Origin of the sequence: Sulfurimonas sp., from assembly GCF_014859695.1 — a bacterium.
Lineage (GTDB): Bacteria > Campylobacterota > Campylobacteria > Campylobacterales > Sulfurimonadaceae > Sulfurimonas.
In genome coordinates this window covers 24,516-43,883 of sequence record NZ_JACUTS010000004.1, presented here as the reverse complement: position 1 = coordinate 43,883, position 19,368 = coordinate 24,516, and the positions used below count along the sequence as shown (strand labels likewise).

The following is a 19,368-nucleotide window of genomic DNA, read 5'->3' as shown; positions in this document are numbered from 1 at the left end:
CGCAACATCAGTTATAAGGACTTTTTTATTAACTTAAACATATAATCAAAGCAGATGTATAACCTCAAGGAGTTTTAGATGGCGATAGGGAACAGGCTTAAGATAGCTATTTGCGGGAAAAGTGGTTTAGTAGGCTCAAAACTTGAGGAGTTTTTCAACCCAAATCACAATGAGATAGTGGGCTTGAGGGTACGCGAAGACACCTCCGTGGAGAATATGGCAGCGCAGCTTGAGAAGTGTGATGTTCTAATCAATCTAAGCGGTACTACTATTTTGGCTCCATGGAGTGAGAGTTATAAAAAAAAGCTTCGCAGCAGCCGCATTGAGACTACAAAAAAACTGGTTGATGCTATCGCTGTTTGCAAAGAGAAGCCCAAGCTTTTTTTAAGCGCTTCAGCGGTTGGAATCTATGAGTCAAATATAGCGCATGATGACAGCTCCAAGAGGTATGCCGATGATTTCCTCTCTGCTCTTTGTTTAGAGTGGGAAACGGAGGCAGAAAAAGCCAAAGCCTTTGACGTAAGGGTCGTGACGATGAGGTTTGGCGTTATTTTTGCCAAAGAGGGTGGCGCTATGGATAAGATACTGCCTCCTTTTAAGATGGGAGTCGGAGGAAAGCTGGGAAGAGGCACTCAGATGGTCTCATGGATACATATAGAAGATCTCCTAAGGGCTATAGAGTTTATTATAAAAACACCTGCTATCAGCGGTTCTGTAAATTTTACCGCGCCTTACCCTATCTCAAACATTGAGCAGACAAAGATTTTGGGAGAGGTGTTAAGGCGACCGACATTTTTTTGTGTTCCCGCCTTTTTAATAAAGTTGATTTTTGGAGAGGGCGCACATGTAGTTCTTGACTCGAAAGAGGTATACCCTACAAAGCTGCGTGAGAACGGCTTTGAGTTTCATTATGAAAAATTTGAAGATGCATTAAAAGAGATAGTAGGTTAATCTAAAAAAAATGTTTATTATTTCATAAAGTTTAAAGTTGTAAAATGAACGATTGGTTAAATAAAAAGGGGCTTTAATGATAGATGCTGTTTTATTACAAATCGCAAAACATGCCATAATTGAAGAGTTTAGCAGCGCATATGATTTTGACAAAGAGAAGCTCTTACAGAAGTACCCCTTTTTGAAAAATAGTGCCGCTACATTTGTAACACTGGAGTACGACCATCATCTAAGAGGATGCATAGGCTCCTTGGTTGCGCATCGTTCACTTTATGAAGATGTTTTTCAAAATGCAAAATCTGCTGCATTTAAAGATCCGAGATTTCATCCGCTTAACGAAAAAGAGCTTTCACATATCAATATAGAAGTTTCTGTTCTTAGCGAGCCTGAAATTTTGGAGTATGAAGATTTTGAGGATCTGCTTACAAAAGTAGAACCTCAGTTGGATGGTCTTATCTTTAAACATAAAGGGCATCAGGGGACATTTCTGCCTCAAGTTTGGAAAGAGCTAAAGTCGCCAAAAGTGTTTTTGGAGCATCTTAGCATTAAAGCCGGACTCAGCCCCTTGGTATATGAAGAGTATCCTGATATATACAGGTATAGAGTTCAGGCGATAAACGAAGATTTTGAGAAGATACCTCCATTGGAGTAGCAACAAAAGCAGGAGTTTAAGATGAAAAGAAAGATGAGCGTGAGCGGTGCTTTTTATCCGGGAAGAGCGGTTGAGATAGAGAGATATTTTGAACACTTTAGCACTGTTTATGATGAAAAAAAGAGTCTTCCGCAGTTAAAATCAAGAGTTGCAATAGTTCCTCATGCAGGGTATATCTACTCAGGCTACAGCGCGAATATAGCATATAGAGTTTTGCGCCAAAGTGGAGTAAAGAAGTTTGTCGTTATGGGACCTTCGCATAAGATTGGTTTTGATGGAGCATCACTTTGCGATTTTAGCTCCTACGAGACGCCGCTTGGAGATATAGAGAGCTCGGCTTCGTTGCATCTGGCAATAAAAGAGAGGTTCAATCTTCCATGTGTTCTAGAAGCGCATCAAGAACACAGCACAGAGGTGCAGTTTCCATTCATAAAGCACTATATCGAGGATGCCCAGATAGTGGAGATTGTCTACTCATACGCAGATGCTTCTGAGCTTTGCCAAATCATAGATTATGTTTTGAGCAACAAGGATTGCGGTGTTATCATAAGTACGGACTTAAGCCATTTTCACTCTCTTAGCAACGCGGCAAGGCTTGACAATATCTGCCTTGAAGCAATTGAGAATATTGATATAGGCAAACTCCACAGCGGATGTGAGGCATGTGGAAAGATTGGTGTTGAAGCAGTGCTTCTTAGTGCAAAAAAATTCGGCTTGAAGTCACAACTGCTTGACTATAGTACAAGTGCAGATGCTAGCGGAGACACTGATAGAGTTGTCGGATATGTGAGTGCATGCTTTTATGAGTGAAAACATCTTTGAAAACATCCCAAAACCTGCGGATGAGGAGTTTTTTGAAGAGCTATTTTTAAAAGACGGGGTAAAAATAGAGAGAATTGTCTCCTACGGGCACGCTACGCCTGAGTTTGAGTGGTATGACCAAAGAAGGGATGAGTGGGTGATTCTACTCAAAGGCGAGGCGGTTATAACTTTTTTGAACGAGGATGAGGTAAGGCTAAGGGCGGGGGATTATATAAATATTCCTGCACATAAAAAGCACAGAGTCTCCTGGACAAAGCCTAATGAAGAGAGCATTTGGCTCGCAGTGCACTGTTGAGTTTGCTTGTATATAGATATAAGCTAAGCTTTTTTAAACAGGCAGTAACTATAATATGCTATAATTTGCGCAAAAATTAAAAGGAAATTTTAAATGACCCAAAGCGACCCGGCCTCGCGTAGTTTTACCCACGTTTTCATGGGAGCAGTTCTGTGACTCTGCTCATTGTTTACCTCTCACTTGCCATTTTTATATCGTTTCTCTGCTCAATCTTAGAAGCAGTTTTACTATCAAGTACAAACTCATATATTGAAAGCTTATCAAAAGACCAAAATGAACAGTTAGTCAACAAGCTAAAAGGTTTAAAATCAAATATTGACAAACCAATTTCATCGATTTTAACGGTCAATACTTTTGCGCATACAATGGGCGCTGCCGGTGTCGGTGCTCAAGCGCAGATTCTTTTTGGAGAGGAGTGGCAAGCACTGGTTGCTTTTGTCGTAACACTTCTTATCTTATATTTTTCAGAGATTATTCCTAAGACTATCGGCGCACTTTACTGGAAAAAACTTTTGGTTCCATCGGCATATGTGATTTCATTTATGATGACAATCAGCGCGCCTTTTACATGGTTTTCATCATTTTTGACCAACTATATTTCAAGAAACAAAAAGCATCAAAGCAATTTTTCACGTGATGAGATTATGGCAGTCGTTGCCATGGGTGAGAGAGAAGGAACGATTCTCAGTAAAGAGAGTGACCTAATTGAGAATCTCTTAAAATTAAAAAATATTAAAGCAAAAGACATTATGACACCGCGAAGTGTTGTTTTTTCTCTACCGGCAGAAACAACAATCGAAGAAGCGGTAGAAGATGACCGTATGTATATTCACTCTCGTATTCCTATCTATAGAGAGACGCTTGATGACGTTGTGGGTATTGTTTTTAGTCAAAAAATTCTTGAAGAGAGCAATGAAGATAACGACAGTATGACTTTAGAGAGTATCTCACATGAAGTGCATATGGTCTCCGAAAATGTACCTGTTCCGCATCTTATAGATCTTTTTGTCAAGAGAAAGACTCACCTATTTATAGTCTACGACAGCTATGGTCAGACAGTCGGTGTTGTTACACTTGAAGATGCGATAGAGACTCTTTTGGGTGTCGAGATTGTTGATGAGATGGATGAGATCGAAGATATGCAGCTTTTCGCAAAAGATAGAAGCAAAAAGTTTCAAGACAAGATGAAGTTTGAGAGAACAAAGATGGAAAAAGCTAAAAGCGTTTAGTGAGGTAGAAGATGGTTAAGGTTAGTGCCCTTCAGATGCAAATGAGTGAAGATAAAGCTTCAAATATAGACATAGCCGAGAGATTGGCAAGAGAAGCTGCCGCGAACGGTGCGCAAATCATACTTCTTCCCGAACTCTTTGAGGGTTTATACTTTTGCAAAGATATGGATGAGAAGTACTTCTCATGGGCAGCTCCAAGAGAAGGCAACAAGCTTATAGAACGCTTTGGCAATCTTGCAAAAGAGCTTGAAGCGGTTATCTTAATCAGCTATTTTGAGAAAAGTGAAGAGGGTTATTTCAACTCTTTGGTTGTTTCGGATGCGGATGGCACCATTATGGATAACTACCGCAAAACACACATTCCCGACGGTCCCGGATATGAGGAGAAGTTTTACTTCAAACCCGGTAATACGGGCTTTAAAGTCTACGATACCAAGTACGCAAAAATAGGCGTGGGCATCTGCTGGGATCAGTGGTTCTGTGAAACGGCAAGAGCTTTGACGCTTATGGGTGCGGAGATTATCTTCTACCCGACAGCCATCGGAAGCGAACCTGAGATTCATCTCGATTCAAAAGAGCACTGGCAGAGAGTTCAGATGGGACATGCCGCGACAAATACCGTTCCAGTGGTTGTCGCAAACAGAATTGGCGAAGAGGTTGGCGAGAGTTGCACGCTCAACTTTTACGGCTCATCGTTTATAACAGACTACGCTGGAGCAAAAATTGCAGAGGCCTCTAGGGACAAAGAGGAGATACTCTACGCAGAGTTTGACATAGAAGAGAATCAGAAACTGAGACACTATTGGGGACTCATAAGAGACAGACAACCCCAAATGTATAAAAACATCTGCTAATTTGGAACCATTTTTGCTACAATGTAGATAGCAAAAGAGTCTAAAAAAGGGTTGAGTTGATGGATATAGTATTAAGAGATAGCCTTATTCTTGTTACTACAGATTTTGATACGCTAAATACTCAATGGATGAAGGATTTTTTAAATCATCACTCAAGAGGGATGCTTTTTTTACCAAAAGCTGTAATGGTCTTTAGAAACGACACTTTGGCGGATGATAGAAAAATATTTATAAACCAGCTCTCTCAACATCATGCCGCAAAACATGATTTTTCACACGAATTTTTTCTTCGTTCACTTATTAAATTTGGAAATCAGCCAATTCGAATAGAGCTGGGCAAACAAGAAGAGCCCCAAGAGATAGCGGTCAATCTCTACGCTTACAATAGCGATACGGTGCTTATTTCGCTTGATTATCCAAACTCCTGGATTCTAAGTTATCTGCGTTCGCAACTTGAAGTTTATGTCGAGAGAGGAACCGATGTCTCTTTAGTGCTTGATGTCTCCGAATATAAGGCAAAAGCGAGATTGGAGAGAGCTCTTAACAAGCGCCATGTTTTGCACTACCAGATAAAATATAGCTACAACAACCGTTTTATGAGCAAGCTATATAGTGATTTTGCAAAATATAGTTTTGGAAGTCTCTGCAAAGAGGACGAAGATACACAAAAAAACAATTTTTACGCAATCCTGCAGTGTCCGGTAGGAGCAAGTCAAAGCGCTCTAAGAGACAGCTATAAAAGACTTGCAAAAGCGTACCATCCCGATAAAATTTTGCAAGAAGCTCCACACATGGTAGAACACTATACGCAGAAGTTTCAACTTCTTCAAGAGGCATATTCTGCGCTAAGAGCTTAAAAAAAGTTATCTATAATCTCCTCTTTTTTTGCACTTTTTACAAGTGCTTCAAAATCCTGCGCGCTATAGAGGGCAAGTTTTTTACCCTGATGGCTAAGCAGCTCTTTTGAGAAACCTCTTTTAGAAAAAATAACTGCCTGAGTAGGTTCAATACCGAGTTTTTTACACTTGTCCAGAAGCTTATGCCACTCGCTTTTGTTGACTTTGTGATTTGACCATTTACACTCAGCGACGTAAATTTTTTCATCTTTTGTAATAGTCAATATATCTATTTCTACATTCGCATCCCAATAGCTTCCTGAGCTTAAAATCTGTGCGTCTCTGAGGTTGTAGTTTAGCAAAACTTCCGAGAGCTCCTCAAAAACCAGACTTGTATAGCTGTGTCTTCTTTTGTAAAAATCCTTAAAGAAGGTCTCATACTTGAGCGCTTCAATCTCTCTTGCATGCGGGGCGATAAAGTAGAACCAAAACCTTATGAATGGGTGCGTAAAGAGAACTTTGTGAGAGATTCTATATCTCGCCACCTCTCTTCTTAGTTTGCCTTTTGGATTTAGGCTGCGAGCCGGCTCCTCTCTTGAGAACTCTATCTGAATCAGCCCTTTTTGTTCTAAAAAGTTAAGTGCACTTCCTCCGTTTGCATTGTTAAGTCCCGCTCTGTTAAATGCTGAAAATATCTTTCTATCACCAACCGCCAAAGCACGAAGAAGACGGAGGCACCCCTTGTCCGCAAGAGTTAAATCCTCTATTTTTTTTCTAAGCAGTACAAATTTATTTAAGATGAGTTCTTCTATAAGTGCGTTTATATCTTTAGTGGTATCTATCTCCCAACCGAGTCCGCCAAAGATTGAAAAGTACTCAATCTGCGTCTCCATGTCATCTGGATAATTTCTTGAGTAAAAGGAGCGGAACTGCTCTAAGAGTCTGTTTTTTATCATTGATTTATTCTATCATAATTCACTTCCCCATTTCAACATATCGATGCCGTATTTTTCTCGTATGTTTTGCGAATGCTCGGTCAGTTTTTGCATCCTTTGTTCGTCATGAAAGCCTATAAGTGAAAGCCCTCTTCTTGACTCTCTCGTAAAACTTGAGCAGTTTATGCTTAAGCGGATAACATGGAGTCTTTTATGGATATCTGCTTCATTAAAGAGCGTTACGCACAAAGAGTCAAATTTTTTCTCGGTAAAAATCTCGCACAGAGTGATGTTCTTATGTGATTTTTGACTCATTTCGTAGGCAAGAGAGAGATGAAAAACTGTAGGAATCACTTTGAGTTTCAAGATGGCAAAACTGAGATGGCGGGCTAGAACATGCACTCTTCTTCTAAGTTCGTCTCTATCAAAGAGCGGGTCAAATGTTCGTGAAATTCCTATGGATTTGCGTACATGTTTTGTATGAATTTCATCATCGCTAAGTCCGCAAACTCTGGCGTAAAGCTCTTTTGCATAAGGGCTCCATGACTCAAGCGTGCCTCTTCTTCTGCTCAACTCTCCGAGCGTGTGAATCTGCGCGCTTTGGAGTTTTGCCTTCATGCTTTTGCCGATACCGGAAAACGCACCGACGGGAATCTTCTCTATAAAACTTTGCACCTCATAGTGGCGGACGACTTTGCAGCCAAAAGGTTTGGCATGTGAAGTGGCAAGTTTTGCAATGTAGCGTGTCGGTGCCGCACCGATTGAGACCGGAAGCAGTGTAATCTTTTTTATCTCATGTCGTAAATCATCGATAAATCTTGGTATATCCTCATCATCTATCCACCCGCTAAGATCCCCGTAAAACTCATCTATACTCGCCTGCTCGACAAGCGGGATTCTGGAAGACAAAAAGTTGTGAAGCTCATGCGAGAGTTTTTGATAGAGCGACATGTCGGGAGCTTTTATGATGAGATGAGGGCACAATGAAAGCGCTTCTCTAATGCTCATGGCAGTCTTCACGCCATACGCTCTTGCTTCGTAGCTTGAAGTCGTAAGTATGCCGCGAACTCGCCCATCTGCATCTTTAAAAGCGTCTATGTCGTCATCCTTTTCTTCATAAGCTTTGTAAAAAGTAGGCACAAAAGAACCCGAGTTCTCAAAGTTGACAGTCTGTTTTTTGGCATCTTTGTTAAATATTTTCGTATCGCTCCGCCCGCCGATGGCTACAGGCTTACCTTCTAAAAAAGGCTCTTTGATGCGGGCGGCACTGACAAAAAAGCAGTCTATATCTATGTGTATTTTCATAAATGCGATTATAGGTAAATTTCTACATGTAGGTTTAAAATATGGCAAATTGCAAAGATATTTTTTACTTCTTTATATTTTGATACAAAAGCAGTATTTAATATATATTGACGCAAAATTATTTTAAGATACATATTGTAACACTGGACATTATTATGACAAAATTATCACATTATTATTGACTAAAATATAAAAAATAATAATAATTAGTAAAGTTTAATATAAAAGGATCCAAATGAGTGTAAATGTAGATCAGATGAGATTAGAAGAGCAGAAAAAGAACCCTGTGGTGGCGTATATATTATGGTGGTTTCTTGGACTTTTTGGAGCACATCGTTTTTATATGGGTAAAAGTAATGCGGTTACTATGCTAGTTATTACAATAGTAAGTTTTTTTACTATGATAATAGTAGTTGGTTATATTGGATTAATTGCAATGTTTATCTGGTGGGTACTTGATGCAATATCTCTTCATAAATGGGTTAAAGTTTATAACTTAGAACTTATTAATAATTATGAAAAGGCAAGAGTAAGCAATAATTAAATACTAAAATCCCATGTATCCGGCGATGTGTATGTAATATATTTTCTATATTCTATATAGGAATCATACATGGGTTTAGGCTATAGAAACTTCTGGAGCTAGAAATATGTTCTCTAGCTCTTAATGCTCGCTTTTAGCAGACTCTTTAACTCCGAAATCTCTTCTCTAAGCATAGCTAGTTCGCTGCTTGTGTGATTTTCTACTACATGTAGTTCCTCTACAATATGTTCCTCTTCTTTTTTGTTTATAATCGACATCGCATCAACTACTATAGCTACTATGAGGTTTATCATAACAAAGGTTACGACAAAGATAAACGGAACAAAGAACATCCATGCCAGCGGGTAAACCTCCATGATAGGGCGTACTATTCCCATGGACCATGACTCTAGCGTCATAATTTGAAAAAGGGTGTAGAAAGATTCGCCCAGAGTTCCAAACCACTGGGGGAATTTCTCGGAGTAGAGCTGTGTTGCCATTATGGCAAAGATATAAAAGAAGAGACTCATAAGTGCTGCGATGGAGAGCATACCGGGTATAACGCTGATAAGTGCGGAGACTATCTTTCTCATCTGAGGCACGACCGTGACAAGCCTAAAGAGTCTTAGCACTCTTAAAACTCTCAGTATCTCAAAACCGGCACTCAGTGGAACAAGCGATATTGCCACAATGCTAAAGTCAAAAATGCTCCACGGGTCTTTGAAAAAAGAGAGCCTGTGAACATAGATGCGCATCGCAATCTCTATGGTAAAGATGGAGATAACAAGAGTGTTGAAAAGAGAAGTAACTCCGCCGAAATTTGCCATAAACTCTTTTGAAGTCTCCAGCCCCATGGTTATACCGTTTAGAATGATAAGGTAGGTTATGAAGTTTACAAAGCTCTTGCTCTCTACTATCGATTGGATTTTGTTGTACATTTATTTCCTCTGAATTTTTTTGGAATTTTAGCAACCTTTGAATAACACATGGCAGTTAATTTTATGTAGGTACAATTCGATTATGAAATATATACTACTTGTTTTTGCTCTTTTTTTTAGTGCATGCAGCATCAAGAATTATGAACATACGCAGACAAAAATCATCACTATAAAATCGCCAAAGATGAAGTTTTCAGACGTGGGTTATCTTAGAAACAGTGACAAATCCATAGAGCTTGAGCTCTTTATGGCGGGAAAAAGTATAGAGAAGATAACTCTAAACCATCTAGTCTGCACCAGTGAAGGGTGCATGAGCAAAAGCGGGTTTAACAAAGAGTATTTAAATGCCGCATATCCAGATGATACCATGCAAAATATGCTGCTCTCACATGCCATTTATGATGGGAAAAATCTAACAAAAACGGCAGACGGATTTGAGCAGCATATAAGAGATGAAGATGTAGATATAGTCTATAGAGTAAATTCAGATGCGGTATATTTTAAAGATAGAAAAAACGGCATAATTTTTAAGATAAAGGATTTAAATGAGTAAATTTGTAGGCGCACATGTAAGTGCAAGCGGAGGCGTTTTCAATGCGGTGGCAAATGCAGTGGCAATCGGAGCAAAAGCGTTCGCACTCTTTACAAAAAACCAGAGACAATGGAACGCCAAAGAGCTTGATAATGAGACGATAGAGAAGTTTAAAAAAGCTTTGCAAGAGAGCGGTATTTTGCCTCGTCATGTACTTCCGCATGACTCTTATCTTATAAATCTCGGTCACCCAGAAGCGGATAAAAGAGAAAAATCGATGGACGCTTTTTTGGATGAGGTTCAGAGATGTGAGCAGCTTGGGCTTGATAGACTCAATTTTCATCCGGGGAGCCATCTTAAGCAGATAAGCGAAGATGAGTGTCTCGGCAAAATTGCAGATGCTATGAACAGAACTCTGGAGAAAACGGAAGGTGTAAGTTTGGTTCTTGAAAATACCGCAGGACAGGGAAGCAATCTCGGCTGGAGATTTGAGCATCTGGCACAAATCATCGACAGAGTAGAGGACAAAAGCCGTGTCGGAGTCTGCATAGATACATGCCATATGTTCACGGCAGGTTACGACATAAGAACAAGAGAAGCTTACGATAAAACTTGGAGTGAGTTTGATAAAATCATAGGTTTTAAGTACCTGATGGGAATGCATATAAACGACTCAAAAGCAAAGTTTGACTCGCACGTTGACAGACATCACTCTTTGGGCAAGGGCGAAATAGGGCTTGATGCTTTTAGGTTTATTATGAATGATGAGCGCATGGATGACATCCCGCTTATTCTTGAAACAATCGACGATAGCATCTGGAAAGAAGAGATAGCGCTGCTTTACTCTTTTGAAAATTAAGGGAGAGGGGAAGATAAGTGAGAAATATTACTCTGTTTTTAATGCTGGGAAGCGCTTTGTTTGCGGGGGGATATAAGATACCCGAGACCTCTTTAAACTCGGTTGCACTAAGTGCCGCAAATGTTGCACATGTTTCAAGTGCCGATGCGGCGTACTACAACCCTGCAAATATGGTTTTTATGAAAAATGAATCTGTTATGGAAGCAAATCTGATGTACATCGGACTTAGCGATGTAAACTATAGAGCGGCGGGCATAGATATAGACTCAAAAAAAGAGAACTTTGTCGTTCCCTCTCTTCACTATGTCTCACATGAGATTGGCGGTGCACGTTTTGGACTTAGCGTAGTCTCTCCCGCAGGACTTTCAAAGAGGTGGGATGATGCTCCCGCTATTTACAGTGCGCAGGAGTTTTCGCTTCAAAGTGTTGAGGTAAATCCGAGTGTTGCGCTACCGATAGGCGATAAAATTGCCGTTGCGCTGGGTATTAGAGCAATCTACTCAGAGGGAGTAGTGAGAAGCAGCTCGCCTATCGCATCACGAGACATGGAGGGTGATTCTATAGATTTTGGGTATAATTTGGCACTATCTTACAAACCGATATCCGAATTGGAACTTGCATTAACGTACCGTTCAAAAGTAAATTTGAGTATTGATGGCGATGCCACTCTCTCTTATTTGGCAAACAGTTCGACAAGCAGCGCATCGGTAAGCGTGCTGGTTCCTGCACTTTTAAATGTCGCAGTTGCTTACACATTGGAAAGCGAAACAACTTTTGAGTTTGTTTATGAGAGAAATTTTTGGTCGGAGTATAAAGAGCTTGATTTTAACTATGGCGAGGGTGTAAATCCTGTTACAAATGTCGTTTTTGGCACGCCGATAGTAAAAAATTACAGAGACACGGATGTTTTTCGTTTTGGTATAACGCAAAAACTACAGAAGCTTACGCTCATGGGCGGTGTCGTTATAGACGAGTCGCCTGCACCGGATGCAACGCTCGGATTTGAACTGCCAGACAGCGACTCGGTCTCTTTCTCTTTTGGTTCAAGGTATCAAATAAATGAGAAGATAAATATAGGATTGGCAGCTTTGTACTCTATAAGAGAGGACAGGGCAGTCTCAAACGGCACGCTCGATGGAGAGTTTTCAAACGCAAACGTGCTGATGGTCTCATCGGCTTTAGAGTATAAATTTTAAGGATATATTTGGAAACATTAATCGATTTTTTAGAAGCAAAAAATATAGAAAAAACACTTATTTACGCGCAGTTAAAATGTAGTAAAACAGAAGCACAATTGTTGCAAACACTTGCAAAAAGGTACATGCGCGGAGAAGATGATGCTTTGATTCTTGACCTTTTGCAGGAGATGTACGGCAGTGAAAAATATGAAGCTATTAAGCACATAACAGAGGTAAAGCTTCTTTTAGAACTCGGCTGGCTGCATCAGCAGAGCTTTACTCCCATAAAAATCTCAGACGTAACACCGCTAGAGCTTTTAAACAGTGCAGTCGGACTCTCTCCTTCGTTTCTTAAGCTGCTTCAAGATGGTGCGCTCGAGAGTGAACTGCCCGACATTAAGCCCTATTCTGATCACCTTGAGTATCTTCAAGACCAGTTTTTGCGTATAGATCTCTACCAAAAGATGAGTGCAATCCGCCAAAACGTACATGAGCACTCTTTGGGCATTGACAGAACGCAGGTAAAGCTAAAACTCTTGGAAAAACGCATAGAGGAGAGAGTGGCTCAAACTGCCGGAAAACTAGTACTCGATAAGTTCTTCAAACAAAAAAAGATGGATGCTAAAGAGCAGGTTATTTTTCTTGCCCTTCTTCGTGAAGAGTATAGCGCGACGGATGCCTCTTTGCGCGAGATGAACACGCTTATAGAGCTAATATCGCTTGATGAGTATGATCGCATAAAAAACCGCTCACTTTTGGAGGATGGTTCAAACCTTATAAATGACGGAATCATTGATTATGAGGAGATGTTAAACCCTTTTGGGGGAATTTCGCGCGCTTTTTATATTGTAGATGATATTCTCCAAAGCATCATCCACCCGCAAAAAAACAAAAAAGTTCGCCGCATAAAACTTAACACGCTTATAGATGAGCAGGATATTTTTGAGCTTGTAGAGCCTGAGACTTCACTTGAAGATGTCGTACTTGCAAAAGAGACGCAAGAGACTCTTAAAAATCTTATGAGACAGCTTGATAAAGAGGTTATTGGGAGGCTTGTAGAGTGGGGCATCAAAGATAAAAAAAGCGGCATTGACGCAAGAATCATCTTCTACGGCGCGGCTGGAACGGGTAAAACCATGACGGCATATTCGCTCGCAAAGTCGCTTAAACGTCAGGTTTTGGCATTTGACTGCTCAAAAATTCTCTCCATGTATGTGGGAGAGAGCGAAAAAAACGTTCGTAAAATTTTTGACACTTTTTACGATTTGTGTGAAAAAACAAAATCAGAACCTATACTTTTGCTAAACGAGGCAGACCAGTTTTTGGGTGCGCGTTCAAGCGGAGCAAACAGCGGGGCTGATCAGATGCACAACCAGATGCAGAATATCTTTTTGGAGCAGATTGAGAAGTTTAAGGGCGTTCTTATCGCTACTACAAATCTCTTAGAGAACATTGACAAAGCATTCTCAAGACGTTTTAACTACAAAATAGAGTTCAAAAAGCCAAACAAAGAGCAGAGGCTCTCCCTTTGGAACAAAATGCTTCCTTTGCATGCGCCATATGAAGAGGCTTTTGACCTAAACGAGCTTGCTGAATACTCTTTAACAGGCGGACAAATAAGCTTGATTATTAAAAACACCGCATATAAAGTAGCTGTAAGAGAGGAACCTGTTTTTTATTTAAAAGATTTTGAACATGAGATAAAAAAAGAGAAGAGTGCAAGTTTTGACAGTGAAAAATTGATGGGATTTATAAATAAATAAGATTTTTATAAAATTATATTGATGAGTTGTCAATGAAAAATTATCTCAGTTAGATATAGCAGTAGAGGAGAAGAGAAGATGGATGGATATATACTTCTTTCACATGGAAGTAAAGTAAAAGCTTCAAATGAAGAAAGTTTTAATGTTTTAGAAGAGCTTAGAAAAAATATTCAAAACATAGAGTTGGCCTTTTTGGAATTAGCTGAGCCTGATTTTGAAAATGCCGTAAAACTTCTCAAAAAAGCCGGTGCAACCTCCATAAAAGTTTTACCTCTTTTTTTGGCTCCGGGAAAGCATGTAAAAGAAGATATTCCCTCTCTTAGTGAAGTATGCAGTAAAAAATATAAGATTGAGATTACTGTTTTAGAGCATATTGGGGCAAACAGCGGATATGTAAAGTTGATTGAAGATATTTTTTTATCCGGTAGATAGCATGAAAAAATTTATGCGTCAAGCCGTAAAAGAGGCATTTAAGGGTGTAGAACAAAACCACGGCGGACCTTTTGGAGCCGTAATAGTAAAAGAGGGCAAAATTATTTCAAAAGCTCATAATGAAGTTATAAAACAAAATGACCCGACTTTACATGCCGAGATAAATGCAATTAAAAAAGCTTCCAAAAAACTCCAAACTTTTGATTTAAGCGGATGCGAAATTTATATTACATGCATGCCGTGCCCTATGTGTATGGGAGCGATAAGATGGGCAAATATTAAAACAGTTTACTACGGAGCAACAAGTGACGATGTGGATGCTATTGGTTTTAGGGATAAAGAGTTCTATGAAAAAGAGTTTTTGGAGTTAAAAAATATTGACAGAGAAGAGTGCTTGAAACCATTTGAAGCATGGAGTGCAAAAAGGGATAAAATACTCTACTAATAGTTCAATAATAGTTTTTCAATACTCATAATCAACACCCTATTTTTAAAAAGCTTTTATTAAAGATAAACCAAAGATAGCAATTTTTGGATTGTTAAATCTTTTTGATTCGGTTATTCTTTTAAAAATAAAAGATTGGAGAAAAAGGATGAGTTTTATATCAAATGCAAGCTTGGAAGTTGCAGACAGTGAAGTTTTTTCAATTATTGAAAAAGAGCTAAAGAGACAAACCAATCACTTAGAGATGATTGCTAGTGAGAACTTTACAAGCCCAGCCGTTATGCAGGCTATGGGAAGTGTTTTTACTAACAAATATGCGGAAGGGTATCCATATAAAAGATACTATAGCGGTTGTGAGGAAGCTGACGCTGTTGAGCAGTTGGCGATTGATAGGGTTTGTAAAATCTTTGGCTGTGCTTATGCCAATGTTCAGCCTCACTCAGGAAGTCAAGCAAATGCTGCTGTTTATGCGGCACTCCTTCAAGCAGGAGATAGAATTTTAGGTATGAATCTCTCTGATGGCGGACATTTAACTCATGGAAGCAAACCATCTTTTTCAGGTAAAAACTATTCTGCATTTTATTATGGCGTAGAACTTGATGGAAGAATCAATTATGATAAAGTTTTAGAAATTGCAAAAATAACTCAACCAAAAATCATAGTTTGCGGTGCTAGCGCATACGCAAGAGAGATAGACTTTAAGAAATTTAAAGAGATAGCCGACGAGGTCGGTGCTATTTTATTTGCCGATATTGCGCACGTTGCAGGTCTTGTTGCTGCTAAGGAACATATGAGCCCATTCCCTTATGCAGATGTTGTAACAACTACTACACATAAAACTCTAAGAGGTCCAAGAGGCGGCGTGATTATGACAAATGATGAGGAGATTGCTAAAAAAATCAACTCAGCCATTTTCCCCGGAACTCAAGGCGGACCGCTTGTCCACGTTATAGCTGCGAAGGCAGTTGCATTTAAAGAGGTGCTAGATTCATCATGGAAAGAGTACGCAAAACAGGTAAAGGCAAATGCTAAAGTGCTCGAGAGAGTACTGCTTGAGAGAGGATTTGAACTTGTTTCGGGTGGAACGGATAATCATCTTGTTTTGGTCTCATTTTTAGACAAACCTTTCTCTGGTAAAGATGCAGATACAGCTTTAGCAGATGCGGGAATAACTGTAAATAAAAACACAGTTCCGGGAGAGAAGAGAACACCGTTTATAACCTCGGGTATCAGAATAGGAAGCCCTGCATTAACGGCAAGAGGCATGAAAGAAAAAGAGTTTGAGTTTATCGCAAATAAAATCTGCGATGTTTTAGATAATATTGAAGATAAAGTTCTCCATGCTAAAATAAACAAAGAGTTAGAAGAGTTAGCTGGGAATTTTGTAATTTACAATCAATCTACTTACTAAGGTTTTTTTGAGAGTTTGGAGAGGCGATGCATACTTTTAACAGCAACTATATACAGATAGAAAAAGCAATCAAATATATTGATGAGAATTTCAAAGAGCACCCTTCAATTGATGAAGTCGCTAAAAATATCGGCATGAGCAAATACCACTTCATAAGAGTATTTAAAGAGTATGTAGGCGTTACTCCTATGCAGTTTTTACACAGCGTGACACTAAACTATGCAAAAGAGCATATAAAAGAGTCTAAATCCATACTTGAGAGCAGTTTAGATATGGGGCTCTCAAGCTCAAGCAGACTGCATGAACTTTTTGTAAACCTAATCGGGGTAACTCCAAAAGAGTGGAGAGAAAAGGGCAGAGATGTTTTAATAACTTACGGATTCGGAGAAACTTCTTTTGGAGAGGCTTTGATAGGATTTACGGACAAAGGCATCTGTTATTTGGGTTTTATTGATAATAATAAAAATGAAATTTTCAACAGATTTAAAGAACTTTGGGAAAATGCAAATCTTTGTTTCGATGAAAAAGCCGCAAATGAGTACTTAGAGAATATCTTCATAAAAAATAAAAAATACTCCCTATTTGTAAAGGGAACAAATCTTCAGATAAATGTCTGGAGGGCTCTTTTAAATCTGCCAAACGGGATAGTCGCAACCTACCAAGATATAGCAAACTTCCTAGATAAACCAAAAGCAACCAGAGCAGTAGCAAGTGCCATCGGAAGAAACCACATAGGATACTTAATCCCATGTCATAGAGTTATAGCTAAAAGCGGAGCCATGAGCGGTTATAGATGGGGAATTGAGCGTAAAAAGATACTGATTGCTTATGAGTCTTTAAACAAAGAAAAATAGATCACTTTTAAGGGGAGAAATTTCCCCTTTATTTATAATACCTTCCGACACATGTTAAAATATCCACTCTTATAACAGCGGTTGCATTTATCATCTTAAGAGGCATCTCTCTATCTGCCAAATGTGGTGTAAATTTTTCTACGATTTTAGATAAAGCGATTTTTTTCTCATCAAAATCAGTAACAATTGAAGCCGTGCCCTTAGCGATAATGCTATTGAATGCCGTGTTTACATCACAAGGGTTTTCAACACCTTCATGCAACAAAGAGAACATTTCATCTATCTCAAAACAGACATTTGGGTTAAACGCAATATTGTCAATTTTTTTGCCCTTTGGCAAGCCATGCATATATATTTTATCTTCAAAATATACAAAATGCATAGGCAATATATATGGAAAAGCATCTTGAGAAAAAGTCCCAAGTCGTCCAACTTCAGCTCTCAAAAACAGCTCTTCTATCTGCTCTTTGCTTAAGAGGTGTGTTTTAGTTCTATGTCGCATGTTTGCCCTTTTTAAATATATAAATCTAGCACTATTATAGACTAGTTATAGAACTTGAGTCAATCCAAAAATTGCTAACTCTCTTTTGATATTTTTCTTAACTACAGCTTTCTACAGAAGATTTTGAGCAAGAGATTAAAAAAGAGAAAGATGCAAGTTTTGACAGTGAGAAGCTGATGGGATTTTTAAATAAGTAACTTTCTGTAATCTTATGATATTATGTTAAAAATTAAGCTGGGAGAGATTAATGAAAAAAAGTATAGCAGTATCGTTATTTTGTTTTTTGATTATTAGTTTGGCTGAAGCAGATACATCTGAGAGAAACTTCTCTCTTAAAACTGTTGACTCGTTTGAAATTGGGGTGCAGTCATACCTCTATGAGTACGAAGAAGAGGTAGAGGGCGCTTTTTTTATGTCTAACAAAGGCACAAAGTATGGATTTTCTGCCTCAGCGACTAAAACCCTTGCTGATGCGTATTATCTTAAAGGCGAATTTCGTTATGCAACGGGAGACGTAGAGTACAAAAGCGCTTCCGGAGTGGCTGATGTTCCAGATGACTTGTATGAAATGCGTCTTGTTGTGGCTAACGAAAAAATTGTAGACGGTTTCCTTTTAGGCTCATATATAGGTGTCGGATACCGTGTATTAGAGAATGATTTAAGAGACCTTGGAAGCGGAGGATACCGCCGAACAAGCCACTATCTCTATATTCCAATCGGGGTTAATCACCGTTTTAAAGTCGGCAAAGATGCTCGCATCTCAACAAATATTGAGTATGACTATTTTGCATGGGGTGAGCAAAAAAGCTATCTTTCGGATGTAGGTCCATGGCAAGCAATTGTATTTGGAGACCCCGTAAATGAGCAAAAAAGCGGCTACGGTTTTCGAATAAACTCTGCTTATGAGCAGCAGAGTTGGTCTATAGGCGCTTTTTTTAACTACTGGAAGATAGAAGATTCTGAAAAAAACTATTACTATGACGGTATGTATACATATACATTATATGAACAATCTGAACCTAAAAATACAACCAAAGAGGTCGGTGTAGAGTTAAAGTATAGATTTTAAAAACAAACAAGATAGAGTAAATAACATGAACAACATTATGGCGCAACAAGCAAAGACGCCGATGCGATAGGCTTTAGAGACCAAAAGTTTTACGAAAAAGAAGTTTTGGAGTTTAAAAATATAGACAGAGAGGAGTGTTTAGAGCCTTTTAAAGTGTGGAGCGCGAAAGAGGATAAGATTTTATACTAAGCCATGCATAGGTAAGCGATAAATGGCGACTTTATGTTGCAGACTCTTCGTTTTTGCTTTTAAACTGTTCCGATTTTGACGCAATCTGAAACAATTTTATTTTTGTTTTAAACACTAATCAATAACCTATTAACTTATCTGCAATAAACTCTCCCATAACAAAATTAAAAAGGAATCACATGTTAAAAAAATATATTAAAAAAGGTTTTATCCCTCTGCTTGCCGTAGCATTCTCAGGCAATGCCTTCGCCCACTGCGATACGTTAGACGGTCCTGTTCTCAACGATGCAAGGATTGCTCTAGAGAAAAAGGATATTACTCCAGTCTTAAAATGGGTCAAAGATGCCCATCAGGAGAATGAAATTACCCATGCTTTTAACGGTGCCCTGAAAGTTCGCACCAAAGGAGAAGATGTGCAGGAGATGGCGGACCGTTACTTCTTTGAAACGCTTGTGCGTGTTCACCGCGCAGGAGAAGGCGCCCCTTATACCGGTCTTAAACCTGCCGGCAACGTTGAACCTGCAATAGCGGCGGCCGACAAAGCACTGGAAACGGGTTCGGTTGACGCTCTTGCCAAAAAAGTAGCCCAAGCTGTCGAAACAGCCATCAAAAAGCGCTTTGAAGAGACTAAAGAAAAAGATGCCCATAAAGAGGAGGGTGTCAAAGAGGGTCGGGATTATGTGGAAGCGTACGTAAGGTACGTCCATTTCGTCGAGGGCATACACAACATGGCAGCCGGCAGCGGCGGACATGACCACGGTTCAAAAAAATCGCACGATAACCATTAGAAAAAA

Annotated in this window: 22 protein-coding genes; 18 read left to right on the top strand and 4 right to left on the bottom strand. The window is 39.2% G+C overall.

Going from position 1 to position 19,368, the window contains the following annotated elements:
* Positions 1-78: 78 nt before the first annotated feature.
* The 7 genes from IBX42_RS01835 (at position 79) to IBX42_RS01805 (ending at position 5,660) form a co-directional block, all read left to right on the top strand.
* The gene (locus IBX42_RS01835) at positions 79-951 is read left to right on the top strand and encodes a TIGR01777 family oxidoreductase (protein ID WP_294927926.1); all 873 of its coding nucleotides are present in this window, start codon (positions 79-81) and stop codon (positions 949-951) included.
* Between the two features lie 76 nt (positions 952-1,027).
* Positions 1,028-1,603 carry an AmmeMemoRadiSam system protein A gene (gene amrA, locus IBX42_RS01830; RefSeq protein WP_294927923.1) on the top strand — a complete coding sequence of 192 codons (576 nt, stop codon included), beginning with the start codon at positions 1,028-1,030 and terminating at the stop codon, positions 1,601-1,603.
* A 21-nt stretch (positions 1,604-1,624) separates the two neighbouring features.
* Positions 1,625-2,413, top strand: a complete 789-nt coding sequence (gene amrB / locus IBX42_RS01825; protein WP_294927920.1) for an AmmeMemoRadiSam system protein B — start codon at positions 1,625-1,627, stop codon at positions 2,411-2,413.
* Complete coding sequence (locus tag IBX42_RS01820) at positions 2,406-2,720, top strand: cupin domain-containing protein (RefSeq protein ID WP_294927918.1); 315 nt, start codon at positions 2,406-2,408, stop codon at positions 2,718-2,720. The genes amrB and IBX42_RS01820 overlap by 8 nt, the downstream gene beginning before the upstream one ends.
* A gap of 152 nt (positions 2,721-2,872) precedes the next feature.
* Positions 2,873-3,949 carry a hemolysin family protein gene (locus IBX42_RS01815; RefSeq protein WP_294927915.1) on the top strand — a complete coding sequence of 359 codons (1,077 nt, stop codon included), beginning with the start codon at positions 2,873-2,875 and terminating at the stop codon, positions 3,947-3,949.
* An 11-nt stretch (positions 3,950-3,960) separates the two neighbouring features.
* Complete coding sequence (aguB, locus tag IBX42_RS01810; protein WP_294927912.1) at positions 3,961-4,803, top strand: N-carbamoylputrescine amidase; 843 nt, start codon at positions 3,961-3,963, stop codon at positions 4,801-4,803.
* Between the two features lie 59 nt (positions 4,804-4,862).
* Complete coding sequence (locus IBX42_RS01805) at positions 4,863-5,660, top strand: J domain-containing protein (RefSeq protein ID WP_294927909.1); 798 nt, start codon at positions 4,863-4,865, stop codon at positions 5,658-5,660.
* On the opposite strand, the gene IBX42_RS01800 is transcribed toward IBX42_RS01805, so the two are convergent.
* Positions 5,657-6,595, bottom strand: coding sequence for a DUF234 domain-containing protein (locus tag IBX42_RS01800; RefSeq protein ID WP_294927906.1), 939 nt, complete (start codon positions 6,593-6,595; stop codon positions 5,657-5,659). The two genes, IBX42_RS01805 and IBX42_RS01800, sit on opposite strands and share 4 nt — an antisense overlap.
* Positions 6,596-6,607: 12 nt before the next feature.
* On the bottom strand, positions 6,608-7,879 hold the full coding sequence (locus IBX42_RS01795; protein ID WP_294927903.1) for a DNA polymerase IV: 1,272 nt from the start codon (positions 7,877-7,879) through the stop codon (positions 6,608-6,610).
* Positions 7,880-8,114: 235 nt separating this feature from the next.
* On the opposite strand from IBX42_RS01795, the gene IBX42_RS01790 reads away from it, so the two are divergent.
* On the top strand, positions 8,115-8,423 hold the full coding sequence (locus tag IBX42_RS01790) for a TM2 domain-containing protein (RefSeq protein ID WP_294927900.1): 309 nt from the start codon (positions 8,115-8,117) through the stop codon (positions 8,421-8,423).
* Between the two features lie 113 nt (positions 8,424-8,536).
* On the opposite strand, the gene IBX42_RS01785 is transcribed toward IBX42_RS01790, so the two are convergent.
* A complete protein-coding gene (locus tag IBX42_RS01785; protein WP_294927896.1) occupies positions 8,537-9,340 on the bottom strand; it encodes an ion transporter in 804 nt (267 codons plus the stop codon).
* 82 nt (positions 9,341-9,422) lie between these two features.
* Here IBX42_RS01785 and IBX42_RS01780 point away from each other — a divergent pair, with 82 nt between their 5' ends.
* From IBX42_RS01780 to IBX42_RS01745, 8 genes are all read left to right on the top strand, one after another.
* A complete protein-coding gene (locus IBX42_RS01780) occupies positions 9,423-9,893 on the top strand; it encodes a hypothetical protein (protein ID WP_294927893.1) in 471 nt (156 codons plus the stop codon).
* Positions 9,886-10,731: a deoxyribonuclease IV gene (nfo, locus tag IBX42_RS01775; protein WP_294927890.1), complete on the top strand. Its 846-nt coding sequence runs from the start codon at positions 9,886-9,888 to the stop codon at positions 10,729-10,731. The genes IBX42_RS01780 and nfo overlap by 8 nt, the downstream gene beginning before the upstream one ends.
* A 17-nt stretch (positions 10,732-10,748) precedes the next feature.
* The gene (locus tag IBX42_RS01770) at positions 10,749-11,927 is read left to right on the top strand and encodes an outer membrane protein transport protein (protein ID WP_294927887.1); all 1,179 of its coding nucleotides are present in this window, start codon (positions 10,749-10,751) and stop codon (positions 11,925-11,927) included.
* 8 nt (positions 11,928-11,935) lie between these two features.
* A complete protein-coding gene (locus IBX42_RS01765; protein ID WP_294927884.1) occupies positions 11,936-13,672 on the top strand; it encodes an ATP-binding protein in 1,737 nt (578 codons plus the stop codon).
* 78 nt (positions 13,673-13,750) lie between these two features.
* Complete coding sequence (locus IBX42_RS01760; RefSeq protein WP_294927881.1) at positions 13,751-14,104, top strand: CbiX/SirB N-terminal domain-containing protein; 354 nt, start codon at positions 13,751-13,753, stop codon at positions 14,102-14,104.
* Between the two features lies 1 nt (position 14,105).
* Positions 14,106-14,549, top strand: coding sequence for a nucleoside deaminase (locus IBX42_RS01755; RefSeq protein WP_294927878.1), 444 nt, complete (start codon positions 14,106-14,108; stop codon positions 14,547-14,549).
* 148 nt (positions 14,550-14,697) lie between these two features.
* Positions 14,698-15,960, top strand: coding sequence for a serine hydroxymethyltransferase (locus IBX42_RS01750; RefSeq protein WP_294927875.1), 1,263 nt, complete (start codon positions 14,698-14,700; stop codon positions 15,958-15,960).
* Between the two features lie 26 nt (positions 15,961-15,986).
* The gene (locus IBX42_RS01745) at positions 15,987-16,814 is read left to right on the top strand and encodes a methylated-DNA--[protein]-cysteine S-methyltransferase (RefSeq protein WP_294927872.1); all 828 of its coding nucleotides are present in this window, start codon (positions 15,987-15,989) and stop codon (positions 16,812-16,814) included.
* 28 nt (positions 16,815-16,842) lie between these two features.
* Here IBX42_RS01745 and IBX42_RS01740 read toward each other — a convergent pair whose 3' ends face one another.
* The gene (locus IBX42_RS01740; protein WP_294927869.1) at positions 16,843-17,316 is read right to left on the bottom strand and encodes a pyridoxamine 5'-phosphate oxidase family protein; all 474 of its coding nucleotides are present in this window, start codon (positions 17,314-17,316) and stop codon (positions 16,843-16,845) included.
* Positions 17,317-17,563: 247 nt separating this feature from the next.
* Here IBX42_RS01740 and IBX42_RS01735 point away from each other — a divergent pair, with 247 nt between their 5' ends.
* Positions 17,564-18,385, top strand: coding sequence for a hypothetical protein (locus IBX42_RS01735; RefSeq protein ID WP_294927866.1), 822 nt, complete (start codon positions 17,564-17,566; stop codon positions 18,383-18,385).
* Positions 18,386-18,753: 368 nt separating this feature from the next.
* A complete protein-coding gene (locus IBX42_RS01730; protein ID WP_294927863.1) occupies positions 18,754-19,362 on the top strand; it encodes a DUF6448 family protein in 609 nt (202 codons plus the stop codon).
* Positions 19,363-19,368 lie beyond the last annotated feature (6 nt).

Bases quoted from the DNA above. Each gene is read 5' to 3' on its own strand.
- IBX42_RS01780 (WP_294927893.1), top strand. From the start codon at position 9,423: ATGAAATATATACTACTTGTTTTTGCTCTTTTTTTTAGTGCATGCAGC.
- IBX42_RS01820 (WP_294927918.1), top strand. From the start codon at position 2,406: ATGAGTGAAAACATCTTTGAAAACATCCCAAAACCTGCGGATGAGGAG.
- IBX42_RS01760 (WP_294927881.1), top strand. From the start codon at position 13,751: ATGGATGGATATATACTTCTTTCACATGGAAGTAAAGTAAAAGCTTCA.
- IBX42_RS01740 (WP_294927869.1), bottom strand. From the start codon at position 17,316: ATGCGACATAGAACTAAAACACACCTCTTAAGCAAAGAGCAGATAGAA.
- IBX42_RS01730 (WP_294927863.1), top strand. From the start codon at position 18,754: ATGTTAAAAAAATATATTAAAAAAGGTTTTATCCCTCTGCTTGCCGTA.
- IBX42_RS01805 (WP_294927909.1), top strand. From the start codon at position 4,863: ATGGATATAGTATTAAGAGATAGCCTTATTCTTGTTACTACAGATTTT.
- IBX42_RS01835 (WP_294927926.1), top strand. From the start codon at position 79: ATGGCGATAGGGAACAGGCTTAAGATAGCTATTTGCGGGAAAAGTGGT.
- amrB (WP_294927920.1), top strand. From the start codon at position 1,625: ATGAAAAGAAAGATGAGCGTGAGCGGTGCTTTTTATCCGGGAAGAGCG.
- IBX42_RS01745 (WP_294927872.1), top strand. From the start codon at position 15,987: ATGCATACTTTTAACAGCAACTATATACAGATAGAAAAAGCAATCAAA.
- IBX42_RS01795 (WP_294927903.1), bottom strand. From the start codon at position 7,879: ATGAAAATACACATAGATATAGACTGCTTTTTTGTCAGTGCCGCCCGC.
- nfo (WP_294927890.1), top strand. From the start codon at position 9,886: ATGAGTAAATTTGTAGGCGCACATGTAAGTGCAAGCGGAGGCGTTTTC.
- IBX42_RS01790 (WP_294927900.1), top strand. From the start codon at position 8,115: ATGAGTGTAAATGTAGATCAGATGAGATTAGAAGAGCAGAAAAAGAAC.
- IBX42_RS01800 (WP_294927906.1), bottom strand. From the start codon at position 6,595: ATGATAAAAAACAGACTCTTAGAGCAGTTCCGCTCCTTTTACTCAAGA.
- IBX42_RS01750 (WP_294927875.1), top strand. From the start codon at position 14,698: ATGAGTTTTATATCAAATGCAAGCTTGGAAGTTGCAGACAGTGAAGTT.
- IBX42_RS01755 (WP_294927878.1), top strand. From the start codon at position 14,106: ATGAAAAAATTTATGCGTCAAGCCGTAAAAGAGGCATTTAAGGGTGTA.
- IBX42_RS01735 (WP_294927866.1), top strand. From the start codon at position 17,564: ATGAAAAAAAGTATAGCAGTATCGTTATTTTGTTTTTTGATTATTAGT.
- aguB (WP_294927912.1), top strand. From the start codon at position 3,961: ATGGTTAAGGTTAGTGCCCTTCAGATGCAAATGAGTGAAGATAAAGCT.
- amrA (WP_294927923.1), top strand. From the start codon at position 1,028: ATGATAGATGCTGTTTTATTACAAATCGCAAAACATGCCATAATTGAA.
- IBX42_RS01785 (WP_294927896.1), bottom strand. From the start codon at position 9,340: ATGTACAACAAAATCCAATCGATAGTAGAGAGCAAGAGCTTTGTAAAC.